Origin of the sequence: Stutzerimonas marianensis, from assembly GCF_022810315.1 — a bacterium.
GTDB classification, from domain to species: domain Bacteria; phylum Pseudomonadota; class Gammaproteobacteria; order Pseudomonadales; family Pseudomonadaceae; genus Stutzerimonas; species Stutzerimonas marianensis.
In genome coordinates, this window is the sequence record NZ_JALGRD010000009.1 from 54,210 (window position 1) to 72,390 (window position 18,181).

Sequence of the window (18,181 nt, forward strand, 5' to 3'; positions counted from 1 at the left end):
AAGATGTGCGGTGTTGGCAGGTTGTTATCTAGCGCTGGATCTCTTTGTCCGCGTCCAGTGTATAGGGCAGTTCGAGCAGTTCGAGCAGGGCGCCATCGGGTGTACCTAAGTGGAGGCGGCCATCCTCGACGGCGTCCTGTTGCACCACAGCGAGCAACTCGACGGTATCGTCGTCGGCCTGGGCCGCAAGCACCACTTCACCCACGCTCGAGCCGTGGACCGGCGAGTACAGTTCCGTGCCGGCCGTAGGCGCCTCGCTCGCATTTGCGCACAAGCGATACATGCGCCGCTTCAGCTTGCCGAGGTATTGCATGCGCGCCACGATTTCCTGGCCGGTGTAGCACCCCTTCTTGAAGCTGACGCCACCAACCGCCTGCAGATTGATCATTTGCGGAATGAAGAGCTCTCGAGTCGCTGCGACCACTTGCCCGATCCCAGCGCGAATCTGCGCCAGTAGCCAACGTTCAAGAGGCGCCTCGGCGAGTTGCGAGGCCAGTCTCGCGCGCAGGGTCTCGGCCTCGGCTGCCGGTGCCCAAAGCTCCGTGCGAAGCGCACCCAGCCGAATCGCGATCAGGCCGTGGCCAATGACAACCTGGCCGTCGCTCTGCGGCAGCTCCAGGCCAAGGCTGACAAGCGCGCCATCACCCTCGACCAACCCGAATCGGACCCAGGCTTCGCTTTCGTCCGTCAACTTGGACTTGGAAAATACGGCGAATTTGGACAGGTCTGCCAGTTGCGGCTGCACGAGCACCTTGTCCATTGCCAGCAGGTAACCGTCAGGCTGGGGGACGATGCGAAAGCTCGATTGCATGCGACCCTTCGGCGTACAGCGTGCGCCGAGGCTGGATTGGTTGGCATCGAGGTAGTTGAGGTTGCAGGTCAGCTGGCCCTGCAGGAACTTGTTGGCATCGGGACCGCGTACGGCCAGGACGCCTTCGTGCGACAACACACAGAAAAAAGCAGAGTCGGTCATGACTGGTCACGCCGTGAAAATCCGGACGGGCATCATAGCAGGCCGACGCCGGAACACAGCGTGCGCCAGATGACAGATCGCATCGTTCTTCCGCTGCCGTCAGCCGCTATAATGCTGCGCCTCAACTCAGGAGCCTGTCATGGTCGAACAATCCGAACTCAACCGCCTGTTCTGGCACAGCCGCCGTGGCATGCTCGAACTCGATGTGTTGCTGGTCCCCTTCGTGCAGGAGGTTTACGCACAGTTGGATGACGAAGACCGGGCACGCTATCGGAAATTGCTGAGCTGCGAAGATCAGGACATGTTTGGTTGGTTCATGGAGCGTTCCGAACCGGAAGATGAAGATCTGCGCCGCATCGTTCGCATGATTCTGGATCGTGTCCAGCCACACTGATTCCACGTTCGAATGCCGCTGGCGCGCTTCCCGGTCGTTGCTGGCCGGGTATCTGGTCGTGCAGGGGCTGGCCATTGGCTGCCTGCTCGGTTTGCCGGTCCCGCTCTGGATCGCCGCTGTGGGTCTCGCGCTCTGTTTCGGGCACGCCTGCTGGTCGCTGCCCCGACATATCCTGCTGACGCACGACACAGCTTGGGTCGGCTTGCGCCATGATCAGTCCGGCTGGGCGTTGTGGAGTCAGCGGACCGGCTGGCAGCCCATTCAGTTGCGCCCCGACAGTCTTGCACTGCCATCGGCGGTCATTCTGAGCTACAGGCTGCCCGGTGAGCGGTTTGCCCGAGGATGTTGCATTCCCAAGGGAGCGCTTGCATCGGACCAGCATCGGCGCCTGCGAGTCAGGCTGAAGTACAGTCGGCGAAGGTGGGCGGCACCAGAATAGTGTCCATCGCCTTGGGGAGCTGTGTCGGGTAATCGAGCGTGTAATGCAGGCCGCGACTCTCTCGACGCTGCATGGCCGAGCGGATCATCAGTTCGGCGACCAGTGCCAGGTTGCGCAGCTCGATGAGGTCCCGTGAGACCTTGTAATTGCTGTAGAACTCATCGATCTCGGCCAGCAGCAGGCGAACCCTGTGCTGTGCCCGCATCAAGCGTTTGGTGGTGCGCACGATGCCGACGTAATCCCACATGAATCGCCGCAGCTCGTCCCAGTTGTGCGCAATGATGACATCTTCATCCGAGTCGGTGACGAGGCTGGCGTCCCAGGTCGGCAGGCTGTCCGGCATGACGCTGCGGTCGAGTTTTTGCTGAATGTCCTTGGCTGCAGCCTGCGCATAGACGAAGCACTCCAGCAGGGAGTTGCTTGCCATGCGGTTGGCACCGTGCAGACCGGTAAAGCTGGTTTCGCCTATCGCATACAGGCCGGGAATATCGGTTCGCCCGGCCTGGTCCACCACGATGCCGCCGCACGTATAGTGAGCGGCGGGAACCACGGGAATCGGTTCGCGAGTGATGTCGATGCCGAATTCGAGGCAGCGTTCGTAGACGGTCGGGAAATGCGATTGGATGAAGGAGGCCGGCTTATGACTGATGTCGAGATATACGCAATCGATTCCCAGACGCTTCATTTCATGATCGATGGCGCGGGCAACGATGTCTCGTGGGGCCAGCTCCGCACGCTCATCGAAGCGTGGCATGAAGCGCTCGCCGTTCGGCAGTTTGAGCAGCGCGCCTTCGCCGCGTAGCGCTTCGGTTATCAGGAAGCTCTTGGCCTGGGGGTGGTACAGGCAGGTCGGGTGGAACTGGTTGAATTCCAGATTGCCCACCCGGCAGCCGGCGCGCCAGGCGATAGCGATGCCATCGCCGCAGGCACCGTCCGGGTTGCTGGTATAAAGGTAAACCTTGGCAGCGCCGCCGGTCGCCAGCACGACGAACCGTGCATGGAAGGTGTCGACCTCTCCGGTCGAGCGGTCCAGTACGTAGGCGCCAAGGCAGCGTCTGCCCGCTAGCCCGAGCTTGTGTTCGGTGATCAGATCGACGGCGACACGTTGCTGCAGCAGCTCGACGTTGTGCCGCTCGCGAGCCCGGGAAAGCAGGGTGTTGAAGATGGCGGCACCGGTTGCGTCGGCCGCATGGATGATGCGTCGGTGGCTGTGGCCACCCTCGCGCGTCAGGTGGTACTCAAATGCGCCATCTTCTCGGTCGGCTTCATCTCGCGTGAAGGGCACGCCTTGGTCGATCAGCCATTCGATGGCTTCGCGGCTGTGTTCCACCGTAAAGCGCACGGCCTGCTCGTGGCACAGCCCTCCGCCGGCGACCTGCGTGTCGGCAACGTGCGACTCGACAGTGTCGGCCGTATCCAGCACGGCTGCGACGCCCCCTTGTGCCCAGTAGGTCGATCCATTAGAAAGATCGCCCTTGCTCAGCACGGCAATGCTCAGATCGGTCGGCAGGTTCAGCGCCAAAGTCAGGCCGGCGGCGCCGCTGCCGATGACGAGGACGTCGTATTGATGGTGTCGACTCATGTTCGGGCTCGCAAGGAAGGCCGAGGTAGTATATCGGGCACCAATGCCTGCAAAATAGCGGGCTGTTGCTTTATGTCTTTGAGGACTGGAACTTTTCTTGCAGGTTCGTCTCTATAGACAGTTGTGGATGCAAGCCGGCTGGTCACCATGCGGTGGGCGGCACGGGTAAGGTGTGGATTTTCGAAGGATCCTTACCGACACCTGTCTCGCGGCGTTGCTCGTCATGTCTTCAGATGTGTTGCAGGAAAGCTTGCTAGGAGGGGGAGAACTTTTGTGTAAAGCCCGGGTCTATTCTGGCAGGTCAGCTCGCAGGCGACAGCGGCACCCCTTCCAGGTCAAGGAGGAGTGCTCATGCTAACCCAGGAGCAAGACCAGCAACTGGTCGAACGAGTACAGCGGGGCGATAAGCGGGCTTTTGATTTGTTGGTGCTCAAGTACCAACACAAGATTCTTGGGTTGATCGTGCGCTTTGTTCATGATTCTCATGAAGCGCAGGATGTGGCGCAAGAAGCCTTTATCAAAGCGTATAGAGCGCTAGCCAACTTTCGCGGTGACAGTGCCTTTTATACCTGGCTGTACCGCATCGCCATCAATACGGCGAAGAATCATTTGGTGGCGCGTGGAAGGCGGCCGCCCGATAGCGATGTCAGTTCAGAGGATGCCGAGTTCTATGAGGGCGACCACGCGCTCAAGGACATCGAATCGCCAGAGCGCTCGCTACTCAGGGATGAGATTGAGGACACGGTTCACAGAACCATTCAACAACTTCCAGAAGATTTGCGTACGGCTCTAACACTGCGTGAATTTGATGGTCTTAGTTATGAAGACATTGCAAATGTGATGCAGTGTCCAGTTGGTACAGTCCGCTCCCGGATTTTCCGAGCGCGGGAGGCCATCGATAAAGCATTGCAACCCTTGTTGCATGAATCCTGAGACAGCGGCGATAGCCAAGAGAGGAACCGCCATGAGTCGTGAAGCCCTGCATGAATCGCTGTCCGCGGTGATGGATAACGAAGCGGACGAGTTGGAATTACGTCGAGTTCTCGCCGCGCATGGCGACTCGGATATGCGATCAACCTGGTCGCGCTACCATATTGCTCGTGCCGCGATGCACAAGGAACTGACCGAGCCGCGGTTGGATATTGCTTCGGCCGTATCCGCTGCGCTGGCCGACGAGCCTGCACTGACGCCTGCCAAGCAGCAGCGTTTTGCCTGGCGTAACCTGGGACGCATCGCTGTTGCCGCTTCGGTGACAGTTGCCGTGCTGGCGGGTGTGCGCCTTTACAATCAGAACGAGGTTGCCGGTCCTCAGGTGGCCCAGCAGGCCCCGCAGCCCTCGATTGCTGTGCCTCAAGCTGCTAACCAGGGGCCGGCGGTACTGGCCGGTTACAGTGAAGGCGCCTCTGCACCCGAGGCTGAGGCGGCACAGGCACCTGCCGAAGGCTGGCATGATCAGCGCCTGCCGGCGTATGTTCGCCAGCATGCGCAGCAGGCAGCATTCGGTAGCGGGTCAGAAAGCGCTCTGCCGTACGCACGTGCTGCAAGTATGGAAGATCGTTAAGGAAGAACATGCGTGTAATACCGCTGTGTGTGGTGCTCGGAGGCTGGCTATCAATGCCGGCCTTCGCTGCTGATGCTGGCGCCGATTCCTGGCTCCAGCGTCTGGTCAAGGCCGAGGAGCAGCAAAGCTATTTCGGCACCTTCGTTTACGAACGCAACGGAAGCTTTTCAAGCCATTCCGTCTGGCAATTGGTGCAAGACGGGGCCGTTCGAGAGCGGTTGCTTCAGCTTGACGGTCCAGCGGCCGAAGTCGTACTGAAGGGTGGTCAAGTCGCTTGCGCAACCGAAGAGCTCGCATCCCAAGTCAGCGATGCTCAGCCGTGGCGCCGGCAACAGCTCGACCCCGCGCAGTTATCGGAATCCTATGACTTGCACATGATTGGCGAGTCCCGCGTAGCCGGTCGCCCGACGGTCGCGATCGTGGTGAGCCCGAAAGATCAGCATCGCTACGGCTTCGAGCTGCACCTCGACAAGGAAACTTCCCTCCCGCTCAAATCGCTGATGCTGAGCGAAAGTGGCCAACTGCTCGAGCGCTTCCAGTTCACTCAGTTCTCCTCCGGGCCCGTCCAGCCGTCCGATATCGAGGCCGGGCAGGACTGCGAGCCGGTGGCGATATCCTCATCGTCCGAGGCTAAATCCGAGGCGCCGAAGTGGCGCTCCGAATGGCTGCCCGCCGGTTTTCGCTTGCTCGATTCGAATGTTCGACCCAGTCCAGCTTCGAGCGAGCCTGTTGCCTGGCTCTCGTACGGTGACGGGTTGGCCCGTTTTTCAGTTTTTCTCGAGCCGCTTCGGGGAGCAGTGGTGGAGGACGCCCGTAGCCAGATGGGTCCCACGGTAGCGGTTTCCAAACGAATCACGACGGCCGACGGTGACGTCATGGTGACCGTGGTCGGTGAGATTCCGCTTGGAACGGCTGAGCGAGTCGCCCTGTCCATGCGCGCGGGCTCCGATCAGGCGTCGCAATGATCGAACAGCAGGGCCGGGTCGTGGCGCTGGAAAACGGCGCCGTATGGGTTGAAACGCATCGCAGCAGTACCTGTTCGGCATGCTCGGCACGTAATGGCTGTGGCCAAGGCTTGATGGACAGCATCGGCATTGGTCAGCAGCGAAAAATGCTTCGCGCCAGTTCGGCTCTCAACCTTGACGTTGGGGATTCCGTCGTCGTCGGTGTCCGCGAAGATGCGCTGGTGCGTTGGGCTGTTTTCGTTTATCTCCTACCCCTGCTTGCATTGCTGGCCGCCTCGTTCGTGGCGTCCCGGATGGCGCTCGGTGAACCATACGTAATCGCTGCGGGCCTGATCGGCTTTGTGCTGGCTTGGTTGGCTGTGCGCGCGCATGCTCGGCGGCGCGTTGCCGATCCACAGTTGCAGCCGGTCGTGCTACGAATGATGCGCGTGGACGGGGTTGGACTGTTTCCAAGGGGGAGTGATCTTGAAGGCTCGAAACCATAGGGGTGTCGCGATTCTGGCCGCGCTGTTGCTGTTGGGTACGGCTGCGGTTGCACAAGCGCAGTTGCCCGATTTTACTGGGCTGGTAGAGAGCGCCTCACCTGCGGTCGTAAACATCAGCACCAAGCAGAACGCACCAGCTCGCGGCGCCGCGGCGCAAATACCGGAGCTCGAAGGACTGCCGCCAATCTTCCGCGAATTCTTCGAGCACGGCATTCCCGGTGTGCCGGGACAGGGGGCGCCGGGCCAGCAGCGTGAGGCCCAGTCGCTGGGCTCCGGGTTCATCATCTCGCCCGATGGCTACGTACTGACCAACAACCATGTCGTGGCCGACGCCGATGAGATCATCGTCAGGCTACCTGACCGTAGTGAGCTGGAGGCCGAGCTGGTAGGCGCGGACCCGCGGACGGACGTTGCTTTGATCAAGGTAAAGGGCGAAGGGTTGCCGACCGTCAGGCTGGGCGATTCGAGCGCATTGAAAGTAGGTGAGTGGGTGCTCGCCATCGGCTCTCCGTTCGGCTTCGACCATACGGTGACGGCCGGTATCGTCAGCGCCACCGGGCGCAACCTGCCAAGTGAAAGCTACGTGCCGTTCATCCAGACGGACGTCGCGATCAATCCGGGCAATTCGGGCGGTCCGTTGTTCAATCTGCAGGGCGAAGTGATCGGCATCAACTCGCAGATATTCACCCGCTCGGGTGGCTTCATGGGTCTGTCGTTCGCGATTCCGATCGACGTGGCGATGGATGTGTCCGATCAGTTGCGTACCGAAGGCCGGGTCAGTCGGGGTTGGCTGGGGGTCGTTATCCAGGAAGTCAATCGCGACCTGGCCGAGTCGTTCGGGCTGGATCGTCCTGCCGGTGCGCTGGTTGCGCAAGTCCTTGATGGTGGGCCGGCCGCAAAGGGTGGGCTGCGTGTCGGCGACGTCATCCTCAGTGTCAACGGTGAATCCATCAACATGTCTGCTGATTTGCCTCATCTCATCGGCTCGATCAAGCCGGGCAGCAAGGTTCGGCTCGGTATCGTTCGCGATGGAGACCGCGAGACGCTTGATATTGCGGTCGGCACGCTGCCTGAGGAAGGTGAAGAAGTGGTCGCTGGCGTGGATCGCGCGGAGAAAAGCAGCAACCGGCTGGGGGTGAAGGTGTCGGAGCTGACCGCCGAGCAGAAGCGCAGTCTAGACCTCCCCGGCGGCGTGGTGATCACTGAGGTGCAGAGCGGGCCGGCAGCCATGATCGGTTTGCGTGCAGGTGACGTCATCACTCATCTGAACAACCAGGCGATTGATTCCGCATCGACGTTCGGCCGCGTTGCCGAAGGGCTGCCCAAGAACCGCTCGGTATCGATGCGTGTGCTACGCCAGGGGCGGGCGAGTTTCATCACGTTCAAGCTGGCTGAGTAGAGCCGCGAGGGACCGGGACCGCGCGATCTGTTCGGGTGTAGCGCGGTCGAGCGGCTTTTATAGAGGGCGGCTGCGATTTGCCCGCGTTCAAAGTCGTTCCAGCCTGCCTTCGGCTCGCCCACGCTGCTGCGTTGCTCTGTTCAGGCCTTCGTCTTCCCGGCAGGCGTTACGCCGTTCAGCCGGGTTGGAAACATTGCCATTGCACGGCGTGACGCCGAATAGACCTATCGGGTAGACTTGGCGGCTATTTTCGGCGGGCAACGTGCCTGCGATGTATTCGAGTGTTGAGCTGTGAGTGACCTGAGTCATATCCGCAATTTTTCCATCATCGCGCATATCGATCATGGTAAGTCGACCCTGGCTGACCGCTTCATCCAGATGTGTGGCGGCTTGACCGAACGTGAGATGAACGCTCAGGTCCTCGATTCCATGGATCTGGAGCGCGAGCGCGGCATTACCATCAAGGCGCACAGCGTCACGCTGTATTACACGGCTAGAGACGGTAAGACCTACCAGCTGAATTTCATCGACACGCCAGGTCACGTGGACTTTACCTATGAAGTCAGCCGGTCTTTGGCTGCCTGTGAAGGCGCGCTCCTGGTGGTGGATGCGGGGCAGGGCGTGGAGGCTCAGTCGGTCGCCAACTGCTATACGGCGATCGAGCAGGGACTTGAGGTCATGCCGGTTCTGAACAAGATGGACCTGCCGCAGGCCGATCCCGAGAAGGTCAAAGGCGAGATCGAGCATATCATCGGTATCGACGCGACCGACGCGGTACCTTGTAGTGCAAAGAGCGGTATGGGCGTAGAGGATGTTCTGGAGCGCCTCGTCGAGGTGATTCCTCCGCCTGTCGGCGAAATCGACGCACCGTTGCAGGCGCTCATCATTGATTCCTGGTTCGACAACTACCTGGGTGTGGTTTCCCTGGTTCGGGTTCGTCATGGGCGAATCAAGAAGGGCGACAAGGTCCTGGTGAAGTCGACCGGCAAGATCCATCAGGTCGACAGCGTCGGTGTGTTCAATCCCAAGCACACCACCACCACCGACCTCAAGGCGGGCGAAGTCGGCTTCATCATCGCCGGAATCAAGGACATCCTCGGCGCTCCGGTTGGCGATACCCTGACCCTGGCCAATACGCCCGACGTCGAAATGCTGCCCGGCTTCAAGCGGGTCAAGCCGCAGGTGTACGCTGGCCTGTTTCCGGTCAGTTCGGATGATTTCGAGGATTTTCGTGAGGCGTTGCAGAAGCTGACCCTCAACGACGCCGCGCTGCAGTACGAACCCGAGAGCTCCGACGCGCTGGGCTTCGGTTTCCGCATCGGCTTCCTCGGCATGCTGCACATGGAGATCATCCAGGAACGGCTCGAGCGAGAGTACGACCTCGATCTCATCACCACCGCGCCTACGGTGGTCTACGAGTTGGCCTTGAAAAACGGCGACGTGATCTACGTCGACAGCCCATCCAAGCTCCCCGATCTGTCTGCCATCGAGGACATGCGCGAGCCTATCGTGCGCGCCAACATCCTCGTGCCGCAGGAGCATCTGGGCAGTGTGATAACCCTTTGCGTCGAAAAACGCGGCATTCAGATCGACCTGCAGTTCCTGGGATCTCAGGTGCAGGTGCGCTACGACCTGCCGATGAGCGAAGTGGTGCTGGACTTCTTCGACCGCTTGAAGTCTGTCAGTCGCGGTTATGCGTCGCTGGATTACAGCTTCGAGTGCTTCCGGTCGGCCAACCTGACGCGGCTGGACATCATGATCAACGGCGACAAGGTCGATGCATTGGCCCTGATCGTGCATCGCGACAATGCCCAGTACAAAGGGCGGATCCTGGTCGAAAAGATGAAGGAGCTGATCCCTCGTCAGATGTTCGATGTCGCGATCCAGGCGGCGCTGGGTGGCCAGATCATCGCGCGAAGCACGGTCAAGGCATTGCGAAAGAACGTTCTGGCCAAGTGCTACGGCGGCGACGTGAGCCGCAAGCGCAAGCTGCTTGAAAAGCAGAAGGCCGGTAAGAAGCGGATGAAGCAGGTCGGCAACGTCGAGATTCCGCAAGAAGCCTTCCTCGCGGTGCTTAAGGTAGATAGCTGATATGTCGATAAATTTTCCGCTGTTGCTGGTGATTGCCGTAGCGGTATGCGGCTTTCTTGCGCTCCTCGACCTGGTGTTCTTCGCACCGCGTCGTCGGGCAGCGGTAGCGAATTATCAGGGACGCGCCGGCGAGCCCGACCAATCGACGCTCGATGCGTTGAACAAGGAGCCGGTGCTGATCGAGTACGGCAAGTCGTTCTTTCCCGTGCTCGCCATCGTGCTCGTGTTGCGCTCGTTTCTGGTCGAGCCGTTCCAGATTCCGTCAGGCTCGATGATTCCGACCCTCGAAGTCGGTGACTTCATTCTGGTCAACAAGTTTGCCTATGGCATACGTCTTCCCGTAGTGGATACCAAGATCATCGAGGTCAGCGACCCGAAGCGGGGCGATGTCATGGTGTTCCGCTACCCGAGCGACCCGAATATCAATTACATCAAGCGCGTGGTCGGCCTGCCTGGTGACGTGATTCGCTACAGCAGCGATAAGCGCTTGACGGTCAACGGCGAGCTGGTAGCCGAGACGCTGGTCGGTGAAGAGCCTGGCAGCCTGGGTAGCGCCAAGCTCTACAAGGAGCGTCTCGGCGATGTCGAGCATCTGATCCGCAAGGAGATGGGACGTTACCGCGTCGAGCCGGATCGTGAATGGACAGTGCCGGCCGGTTACTACTTCATGATGGGCGACAATCGAGACAACTCCAACGACAGCCGGTACTGGCAGGACGCGGCCATTCCCGCGAACCTCGTCGGCATGGTCCCGGACCGCAACATCGTCGGCAAGGCGTTTGCCGTATGGATGAGCTGGCCGGATCCCAAGTTCAGCAACCTGCCGCATTTCTCCCGGGTCGGACTGATTCACTAAGCTGTGAATCAGGGCCCGGTTCCCGCGGCCCGGCTCGCTATATTTGAGCAGCCCCGCTCCGTGGGTAACGTACGACATAGAGGTCGACATGAGTTTCGCTCGTTCGCAAAAAGGGCTCTCCATGCTGAGCTGGATCATGGTGCTCGCAGTGGTCGCTTTTTTTGCCAGTACCGCTTTCAAGATGCTGCCGCATTACTTCGACTATATGTCCATGGACAAGATCATCTCCGGGGTCGAAAGTGAGCAGGCTTTGGAGATACGCACCGTGCGCGATTTCTACAGCCATGTCCGCAAAGGCATGGATGTCAACGGAATTCGCGACCTGAACCTCGACGAGGCGATGGAGGTCGTGATCGAAAATAACGAGTTCAAGGTTCACCTGGACTACGAAAAACGCGAGCCGCTGATCCGTAACCTCGATCTAGTGGCGAACTTCGATAAAGAATATCGCCTAAGGATGCCGTGAGCACTTCGTTAGCCCGTCTCGAGCGCAAGCTCGGATATCAATTCAAGGATCAGGAGCTGATGCTCCTGGCCCTGACGCATCGCAGCTATGCCGGACGCAACAACGAGCGACTGGAGTTTCTTGGCGACGCCATTCTCAACTTCATTGCAGGCGAAGCCCTGTTCAACCATTTCCCTCAAGCCAAGGAAGGGCAGCTTTCACGCTTGCGCGCCCGTCTGGTCAAGGGTGAGACCCTCGCCGTGCTGGCGCGTGGTTTCGAACTCGGTGAGTACCTTCGGCTCGGCTCAGGCGAGCTTAAGAGTGGTGGTTTCCGCCGCGAGTCGATCCTCGCCGACACGCTCGAGGCGCTGATCGGCGCTATTTACCTCGACGCCGGGATCGAAGCCGCACGCGATCGGGTTCTGGCGTGGCTCGCCAACGAGCTCGAAGGCCTGACCCTGGTCGATACGAACAAGGACCCCAAGACGCGCTTGCAGGAATTCCTCCAATCACGTGCCTGTGAACTCCCCAAATACGAGGTGGTGGCTATCCAGGGAGATCCGCATTGCCGGACATTCTTCGTGGAGTGCCAGGTCACTTTGCTCAATGAAAAGACCCAGGGGCAGGGCGCCAGCCGACGCATTGCCGAGCAGGTCGCTGCAGCCTCCGCACTGATTGCGCTGGGCGTGGAGAATGGTCATGACTGATGAACAGCTGGTCGGCGACGACGTAAGCCGCTGTGGTTACGTGGCGATCGTCGGTCGTCCGAACGTGGGCAAGTCGACCCTGCTCAATCATGTGCTGGGCCAGAAGCTCGCCATTACTTCGCGTAAGCCTCAGACCACGCGCCACAACATGCTGGGCATCAAGACCGAAGGCGCCGTTCAGGCCGTTTACGTCGACACTCCCGGTCTGCACAAGAATGGTGAAACGGCGCTGAATCGGTATATGAACCGTACCGCTTCGTCTGCCCTCAAGGATGTCGACGTCGTGGTGTTCGTGGTCGACCGCACTCGTTGGACGGACGAGGACCAACTGGTGCTCGAGCGAGTCCAGTATGTCGAATGCCCTGTCATCGTTGCGGTCAACAAGACCGATCGTGTCGAGGACAAGGGCGAGCTGCTGCCTCATTTCGAATGGCTGGCAGCGCAGTTGCCCAAGGCGGAAATCGTTCCGATTTCCGCGCAGCATGGGCAGAACCTGGAGCTGTTCGAGAAGCTCGTGGCCTCGCACCTGCCGGAGGGGGAGCACTTCTTTCCCGAAGACCAGATCACCGACCGTAGCAGCCGCTTCCTGGCGGCGGAGCTGGTACGCGAGAAGATCATGCGGCAGCTCGGCGCCGAGGTCCCTTATCAGATCACCGTCGAGATCGAGGATTTCAAGCAGCAGGGCCATGTGTTGCATATCCATGCGCTGATTCTCGTCGAGCGGGACGGCCAGAAGAAGATCATCATTGGCGACAAGGGCGAGCGTATCAAGCGCATCGGTCAGGAGGCCCGCAAGGACATGGAGGTGCTGTTCGACTCCAAGGTCATGCTCAACCTCTGGGTCAAGGTGAAGGGCGGTTGGTCGGATGACGAGCGAGCACTGCATTCGCTCGGGTATCAATGAGAGCCAAGCGCTGAAGGCTACGAAATTGCAGGTTCAAAGCTAGACATAGGACGCTGGGTGCCTAGCGTTCTGCATTGCCTGGGCGGCGCGTCGCTCTCCGCGTTCCGATGTGATGTACAGTACGAGCTCTGCTACCCCCGCGCGCTCGCGTCCAGCTTTCCAGCCTTAGCCCCAGCCCATGACCGTCCACTCCGCTTTCGTCTTGCACAGTCGGCCCTACCGCGAAAGCAGCGCGCTGGTGGATTTTTTCACGCCACAGGGACGGTCGCGAGCGGTGCTGCGCGGTGCGCGCGGTAAGGCGGGAACGCTGGCCAGGCCCTTCGTACCGCTCGAGGTCGAGTTTCGTGGGCGTGGTGACCTGAAGAATGTGGGGCGCATGGAAAGTGCCGGTCTGGCCTATTGGCTGGACGGCAATGCACTGTTCAGCGGCATGTATCTCAACGAGTTGCTGATCCGCCTGTTGCCCGCCGAAGATGCTCATCCGGCCATGTTCGATCATTACGCCGCAACGCTGCCGGCGCTGGCGGCCAAGCGCCCACTGGAACCCATTCTGCGTGCCTTCGAGTGGCGCTTGCTGAGCGAGCTCGGCTACGGTTTTTCGCTGGATACCGATATTGCGGGTCAACCCATTGCCGAGACCGGCGCCTATCGGCTGCTACCTGACACCGGCCTCGAGCCAGTCGGACAGTTTCAGCCCGGCTTGTTCAACGGCGCGGAACTCCTGGCAATGGCTGAGGCCGATTGGGAGGTACCGGGTGCGCTGGCAGCGGCGAAACGACTGATGCGGCAGGCCTTGGCGCCGCACCTGGGAGGCCGGCCACTGGTCAGCCGAGAATTGTTCATGAATACCAAGGAGATTCCGCGTGACTGAAGCCAATCGAATCCTGCTCGGCGTCAACGTCGATCATGTCGCCACGCTGCGTCAGGCCCGTGGCACGCGTTACCCGGACCCGGTCAAGGCAGCGCTGGATGCTGAGGAGGCGGGAGCGGACGGCATCACCGTTCACTTGCGCGAGGATCGCCGCCACATCCAGGAGCGCGACGTGCTCATGATGAAGGATGCGCTGCAAACTCGGATGAACTTCGAAATGGGCGTGACCGAGGCGATGCTGGCCTTTGCCGAGCAGTTGCGTCCGGAGCATGTCTGTCTGGTTCCGGAAACCCGGCAGGAGCTGACCACAGAGGGCGGCCTTGATGTGGCTGGCCAGGAGTCGCGTATCCGCGAGGCGGTCAATCGGCTTGCGGCCTGTGGCGCAGAGGTCTCGCTGTTCATCGACGCTGATCCGGCGCAGATCGAGGCCGCGGCGCGCATCGGCGCCCCTGCCATCGAGTTGCACACCGGGCGTTACGCCGACGCGCACAGCCTGGCCGAGCGCGCCTGCGAGCTGGCGCGCATTCGTGATGGCGTCGAGGCCGGGCTCAGCCATGGCCTGATCGTCAACGCCGGCCACGGATTGCACTATCACAACGCCGAGGCCATCGCGGCCATCCGAGGGGTCAACGAGCTGAATATCGGCCATGCCATCGTGGCCCACGCGCTTTTCGTCGGCTTCAAGCAGGCCGTGAAGGAGATGAAGCACCTCATCCTCACCGCGGCAGCTCGCGGCTGAGCAGGGTGGCCTCAGCGCCGGAAGAGATTCACCAGGACGGTCACGACCAGACTCAGGATGATCATTGACGTGACGGGAATGAACGTCCTGCTGCGCTCCGACTCGATCCGGATATCGCCCGGCAATTTGCCGAACCAGCCCAGCAGGCCGGGCGCATAGTGCAAGGTGGCACCCAGCGCCAACAGCACCAGGCCCGTCACCATCAACCCTTTCGCCATCGGTGTCGCCCTCCGTGCCTCAATGATGAGTGGCAAAGGCTGCCACCACATGGCGGGCCAGCACTTCGACTGGCTCGCTGCATTGTGGCGTGCAAAGCAGCTTGATCTGATAGTTGCCAAGCGGTGGCAACGCTGCGCACTCGTCGAGGCGTTTCAGTGGAGCCCGGACCAGGCTTAGCGGATAAGGTGCGATAGCCAGGTCGGCCACCATCGCGGCCTCCTGGCCGGCGCATTGTTCGCTGGAATAGGCGATGCGGTATGACCTGCCAGCGCGGTCGAGCACATCCAGGGCCTGCCGTCGCCACGCGCACTCCGGACTGGCCAGCGCGAGCGGCAGGGGATCGCGCTCCGCCGCGATACCGCCGGCACGGCCGGCCCATACCAGCGGCTCGCTGAAGATGACCTCGCCACGGGAATCGTCCTGGCCGAGATTGCCGACGCTGACAAGCGCCACGTCCAGTTCGCCGGCATCGATGCGCTCGATCATGTCCACACTGCGGCCAACCGAGACGTTCACTTCGATGCCCGGATGGGTACGCGCGAAGAGCGACAGCAGCCCGGGCAGGACATGGGTGCCGATATCGGCAGGTGTCCCAAAGCGAACCTGGCCGCATACGCTGGGCCGGACGAATGCACTGACCGCCTCCTCGTTGAGCTTGAGCAGGCGGCGCGCGTAGCCAAGCAGCCGCTCGCCCTCGGGCGTGAGGCTGATGCGGCGGGCCTCACGAACGAACAGCATGCAGCCCAGCAGGGTTTCAAGGCGCTTGATCTGCATGCTCACGGCGGAAGTCGTACGGAAGACCTGGCCGGCAGTGCGGGTGAAGCTGCCGCTCTCGGCAATGCAGACGAAGGTGCGCAGCACGTCGATTTCCAGCGTCGGCATGGCACTATGCGGCAACGACTCGGGCATTCCGGGCATGGTGGCTTCCTTCAATTTTCCTGAACTGATGCTTCTATTCTAGTCGTTTGTATGAAAGGTCAAGCGCGCTCAACCTGAGCCTGCCGACACACCTGTCGGCTGGTACCGGGTGCACTCAGGCACCTGTCAGCAGGAGGAGTGCGATGAGCGATCAAGAGCGACCCATCCAGGCATGTGTGGCCAAGCGGCAGGAGCCATCGATGCCCGAGGTCTATATGCCGGCCATGTGGCCGGTCGAGTTCCAGCAGAAGGCCCTCGACTGGGTGAAGGCCTGGCGATGGCGGCGTCTGTACCGGCGCCTGCTAAGGCTCAGCGACCGGCAGCTGCGCATGCGCGATCTGAGTCGGCCGCTGCTGCAGAACAAAGCCCGCATGCCGCTGCGTCAGATCGTAGCCGAGCAGCGCAGTGCGGCAAGTCGCGTCAGGGCTTGCGAGCGATGAGTACGGCGCGGGTCGGGGCGGGTAGACCTTCGACCGTCTTGCCGGGATCGTGCGGGTCGAGAAAATCGGGTAGTGACTGATAGCGCATCCAGTCGGTACTGCGTTGCTCCTCGATGCTGGTGACACTGACATCGACGCAGCGCACCTCGACGAAGCCGGCGCGGCGCAGCCAGCACTCGAGGGCGGCGACCGACGGCAGAAACCAGACGTTGCGCATCTGCGCGTAGCGATCTTCAGGCACCAGGGCGGTGTGCTCGTCACCCTCGACCACCAGGGTCTCGAGGACGAGCTCGCCGCCGCGCAGCAGGCAATCCTTGAGATCCAGCAGGTGGTCGATCGGCGAACGCCGGTGATAGAGCACTCCCATGGAAAACACCGTGTCGAAGCCTTCGAGCCTGGCCGGCAGCTCTTCCAGCGCCAGCGGCAAATGCCAGGCGGGGAGCTCCTCGAGGTACCGTTTCATGGCGTGGAACTGGCAGAAGAACAACCAGTTGGGGTCGATGCCCACGACCGAATCGGCGCCGGCTCCGAGCATGCGCCACATGTAATAGCCATTGCCGCAGCCGACGTCGAGGATGCGCTTGCCAGAGAGCGCCAGGTGCGGTGCGACGCGCTCCCACTTCCAGTCCGAGCGCCATTCGGTATCGACGTGAACGCCAAACACGTCGAACGGGCCCTTGCGCCAGGGTGACAGCCCGAAGAGCGCATCACGGACGGCCTCGCGGGTGTCGTCGGTCACTTGACCAACCAGGCGGAATGCCTCGCGCAGTTCGATAGTGGTGGGCTGGATGTCCGGTAGCGCGTCAACGGCGCGGCGCCAACGGGGCAGGTCGCCGTGCCCGACCGCGATCTTGGCGTCCAGTTGTCGTTGCAGGTCGTTTGCCCAGGCGGCCAGCGGGGTGCCGGCCAGGCGCCAGGCGAGGGGCGTGAGGTCGAGATTCATGGCAGGGCGATCAGTGAGGCGAAGTTCAGGCACTGGAACCAGGGCATCACCCTGGAGAAGCCGGCATCGAGCAGACGTTGGCGGTGCGTCTCGAGACTGTCGGGTTTCATCACGTTTTCGATGGCGCTGCGCTTCTGGGCGATTTCCAGCTCGCTGTAACCGTTGGCGCGTTTGAAGGCGATGTGCAAGTCGTTCAGCAGCGCATGCTCATCGGCATCCTCGAAGCGAAGTTTCTCCGACAGGATCAGCGCGCCCCCGGGCACCAGCGCCTGGCGAATCGAGTGCAGCAGGGTGGGGCGCTGCTCAGGAGGGATGAACTGCAAGGTAAAGTTGAGCGCGACGACCGAAGCCGGTTGGAAGGGTAATGCAAGGACATCGGCTTCGAGCACCTCGGCGGGCAGCAGCTCCTGGAACATCGAGTTCTGGGCGTGCAGGTATTCACGGCAGCGCTCGACCATGGCCGCCGAGTTGTCCACGGCCAACACTCGGCAACCGTCGGTCTTCACATGGCGGCGAAAGGCCTGGGTGACCGCCCCGAGTGAGCAACCGAGGTCATAGAGCCGGGTATTGGGCTGGGCGAACTGAGCGGCGAGCACACCCATGTTCTCCACGATCGTCGGGTAGCCCGGCACCGAGCGCTTGATCATGTCGGGAAACACGCGCGCCACCGCCTCGTTGAAGACGAAGTCCTGGGGCTGGGCGAGGGGCTGGGCGAACAGGCGATCAGGTTCGTGGCTCACGGCGGCGTCTAGGGCTGGAAAACAGGGGCGGCATTGTAACGGAAAGCCGTATCGATGGCCGCCTGCTGGCCGGGTGCCGACGAAGCGGGTTACTCGACCTCGACGCGGCAGTCGAACAGCCCGGCCGGCTCGCCGTCGGACTCCCAGGGGCGCAGATAGGTGAAATACAGGCGCCCCTGCCCGGGCTCGGCGGCCTGGAAACGCCAGGTGGACACGCCTTCGCCACCGATCACGTCCTTTTCGGGTGAGCTGAACACCTCGGGGCCGAGGCTTTTCAGTTGTGCCTCCGACACCTCCTGAACGTTCCAGCGATAGCCCGTGGTCGGGTTGCTGGGGAGACTGACGATCAGGGTCTGGCCGCGTTTCAGCTGCACCGGACACTTCGCATCGTCGCTCAGGGTGACGCTGGCGGTGGGGTTGCTGGCACAGCCGGCAAGCATGAGCAGCGGGACAAGCGATAGCAGACGGGGCAGGGAACTGGACATGGGCAAAGCGGCTCTGGCGACGGGG

The 18,181-nt window shown here is 61.4% G+C and carries 22 protein-coding genes; 15 read left to right on the forward strand and 7 right to left on the reverse strand.

Annotated elements, in window-relative coordinates; genetic code table 11:
- Window positions 1-28: 28 nt before the first annotated feature.
- Window positions 29-973 (reverse strand): CAF17-like 4Fe-4S cluster assembly/insertion protein YgfZ, encoded by a 945-nt coding sequence (gene ygfZ / locus MST27_RS16315; RefSeq protein ID WP_243607004.1) that lies wholly within the window; start codon window positions 971-973, stop codon window positions 29-31.
- A gap of 139 nt (window positions 974-1,112) precedes the next feature.
- Here ygfZ and MST27_RS16320 point away from each other — a divergent pair, with 139 nt between their 5' ends.
- Both MST27_RS16320 and MST27_RS16325 read left to right on the forward strand, forming a co-directional pair.
- A complete protein-coding gene (locus tag MST27_RS16320) occupies window positions 1,113-1,367 on the forward strand; it encodes an FAD assembly factor SdhE (RefSeq protein WP_243607005.1) in 255 nt (84 codons plus the stop codon).
- Window positions 1,351-1,806: a protein YgfX gene (locus MST27_RS16325; protein ID WP_243607006.1), complete on the forward strand. Its 456-nt coding sequence runs from the start codon at window positions 1,351-1,353 to the stop codon at window positions 1,804-1,806. Before MST27_RS16320 ends, MST27_RS16325 begins: the two co-directional genes overlap by 17 nt.
- On the opposite strand, the gene nadB is transcribed toward MST27_RS16325, so the two are convergent.
- On the reverse strand, window positions 1,763-3,388 hold the full coding sequence (nadB, locus tag MST27_RS16330) for an L-aspartate oxidase (RefSeq protein ID WP_243607007.1): 1,626 nt from the start codon (window positions 3,386-3,388) through the stop codon (window positions 1,763-1,765). The genes MST27_RS16325 and nadB overlap by 44 nt on opposite strands.
- Before the next feature lie 351 nt (window positions 3,389-3,739).
- On the opposite strand from nadB, the gene rpoE reads away from it, so the two are divergent.
- From rpoE to pdxJ, 12 genes are all read left to right on the forward strand, one after another.
- Window positions 3,740-4,321: an RNA polymerase sigma factor RpoE/AlgU gene (gene rpoE / locus MST27_RS16335; protein ID WP_222909169.1), complete on the forward strand. Its 582-nt coding sequence runs from the start codon at window positions 3,740-3,742 to the stop codon at window positions 4,319-4,321.
- A 31-nt stretch (window positions 4,322-4,352) separates the two neighbouring features.
- The gene (locus MST27_RS16340) at window positions 4,353-4,949 is read left to right on the forward strand and encodes a sigma-E factor negative regulatory protein (RefSeq protein WP_243607008.1); all 597 of its coding nucleotides are present in this window, start codon (window positions 4,353-4,355) and stop codon (window positions 4,947-4,949) included.
- A gap of 8 nt (window positions 4,950-4,957) precedes the next feature.
- Window positions 4,958-5,914 (forward strand): MucB/RseB C-terminal domain-containing protein, encoded by a 957-nt coding sequence (locus MST27_RS16345; RefSeq protein WP_243607009.1) that lies wholly within the window; start codon window positions 4,958-4,960, stop codon window positions 5,912-5,914.
- On the forward strand, window positions 5,911-6,399 hold the full coding sequence (locus tag MST27_RS16350; protein WP_243607010.1) for a SoxR reducing system RseC family protein: 489 nt from the start codon (window positions 5,911-5,913) through the stop codon (window positions 6,397-6,399). Before MST27_RS16345 ends, MST27_RS16350 begins: the two co-directional genes overlap by 4 nt.
- Window positions 6,380-7,798 (forward strand): DegQ family serine endoprotease, encoded by a 1,419-nt coding sequence (locus MST27_RS16355; RefSeq protein WP_243607011.1) that lies wholly within the window; start codon window positions 6,380-6,382, stop codon window positions 7,796-7,798. The genes MST27_RS16350 and MST27_RS16355 overlap by 20 nt, the downstream gene beginning before the upstream one ends.
- Before the next feature lie 291 nt (window positions 7,799-8,089).
- A complete protein-coding gene (gene lepA, locus MST27_RS16360) occupies window positions 8,090-9,889 on the forward strand; it encodes a translation elongation factor 4 (protein WP_243607012.1) in 1,800 nt (599 codons plus the stop codon).
- Between the two features lies 1 nt (window position 9,890).
- Window positions 9,891-10,745 carry a signal peptidase I gene (gene lepB / locus MST27_RS16365; protein WP_243607013.1) on the forward strand — a complete coding sequence of 285 codons (855 nt, stop codon included), beginning with the start codon at window positions 9,891-9,893 and terminating at the stop codon, window positions 10,743-10,745.
- A gap of 88 nt (window positions 10,746-10,833) precedes the next feature.
- Window positions 10,834-11,211, forward strand: coding sequence for a DUF4845 domain-containing protein (locus tag MST27_RS16370; RefSeq protein ID WP_243607014.1), 378 nt, complete (start codon window positions 10,834-10,836; stop codon window positions 11,209-11,211).
- Window positions 11,208-11,897: a ribonuclease III gene (rnc, locus tag MST27_RS16375; RefSeq protein ID WP_243607015.1), complete on the forward strand. Its 690-nt coding sequence runs from the start codon at window positions 11,208-11,210 to the stop codon at window positions 11,895-11,897. The genes MST27_RS16370 and rnc overlap by 4 nt, the downstream gene beginning before the upstream one ends.
- Window positions 11,890-12,801 (forward strand): GTPase Era, encoded by a 912-nt coding sequence (gene era / locus MST27_RS16380; RefSeq protein WP_243607016.1) that lies wholly within the window; start codon window positions 11,890-11,892, stop codon window positions 12,799-12,801. Before rnc ends, era begins: the two co-directional genes overlap by 8 nt.
- Window positions 12,802-12,979: 178 nt before the next feature.
- Complete coding sequence (gene recO / locus MST27_RS16385) at window positions 12,980-13,672, forward strand: DNA repair protein RecO (RefSeq protein WP_243607017.1); 693 nt, start codon at window positions 12,980-12,982, stop codon at window positions 13,670-13,672.
- Entirely contained in the window at window positions 13,665-14,411 is a 747-nt protein-coding gene (pdxJ, locus tag MST27_RS16390) for a pyridoxine 5'-phosphate synthase (protein WP_243607018.1), read from the forward strand. The genes recO and pdxJ overlap by 8 nt, the downstream gene beginning before the upstream one ends.
- Before the next feature lie 11 nt (window positions 14,412-14,422).
- Here pdxJ and MST27_RS16395 read toward each other — a convergent pair whose 3' ends face one another.
- Together MST27_RS16395 and MST27_RS16400 are read right to left on the reverse strand one after the other, a co-directional pair.
- Window positions 14,423-14,629 carry a DUF2905 domain-containing protein gene (locus MST27_RS16395; protein ID WP_243607019.1) on the reverse strand — a complete coding sequence of 69 codons (207 nt, stop codon included), beginning with the start codon at window positions 14,627-14,629 and terminating at the stop codon, window positions 14,423-14,425.
- 19 nt (window positions 14,630-14,648) lie between these two features.
- Window positions 14,649-15,539, reverse strand: coding sequence for a LysR substrate-binding domain-containing protein (locus tag MST27_RS16400; RefSeq protein ID WP_243607195.1), 891 nt, complete (start codon window positions 15,537-15,539; stop codon window positions 14,649-14,651).
- Window positions 15,540-15,691: 152 nt separating this feature from the next.
- Here MST27_RS16400 and MST27_RS16405 point away from each other — a divergent pair, with 152 nt between their 5' ends.
- Window positions 15,692-15,988 carry a hypothetical protein gene (locus tag MST27_RS16405; protein ID WP_243607020.1) on the forward strand — a complete coding sequence of 99 codons (297 nt, stop codon included), beginning with the start codon at window positions 15,692-15,694 and terminating at the stop codon, window positions 15,986-15,988.
- On the opposite strand, the gene cmoB is transcribed toward MST27_RS16405, so the two are convergent.
- The 3 genes from cmoB to MST27_RS16420 all read right to left on the reverse strand — a co-directional run bounded on the left by cmoB (window position 15,969) and on the right by MST27_RS16420 (window position 18,156).
- The gene (gene cmoB, locus MST27_RS16410; protein WP_243607021.1) at window positions 15,969-16,931 is read right to left on the reverse strand and encodes a tRNA 5-methoxyuridine(34)/uridine 5-oxyacetic acid(34) synthase CmoB; all 963 of its coding nucleotides are present in this window, start codon (window positions 16,929-16,931) and stop codon (window positions 15,969-15,971) included. The two genes, MST27_RS16405 and cmoB, sit on opposite strands and share 20 nt — an antisense overlap.
- The gene (cmoA, locus tag MST27_RS16415) at window positions 16,928-17,671 is read right to left on the reverse strand and encodes a carboxy-S-adenosyl-L-methionine synthase CmoA (protein ID WP_243607022.1); all 744 of its coding nucleotides are present in this window, start codon (window positions 17,669-17,671) and stop codon (window positions 16,928-16,930) included. The genes cmoB and cmoA overlap by 4 nt, the downstream gene beginning before the upstream one ends.
- Before the next feature lie 89 nt (window positions 17,672-17,760).
- Window positions 17,761-18,156, reverse strand: a complete 396-nt coding sequence (locus MST27_RS16420) for a protease inhibitor I42 family protein (protein WP_243607023.1) — start codon at window positions 18,154-18,156, stop codon at window positions 17,761-17,763.
- Window positions 18,157-18,181 lie beyond the last annotated feature (25 nt).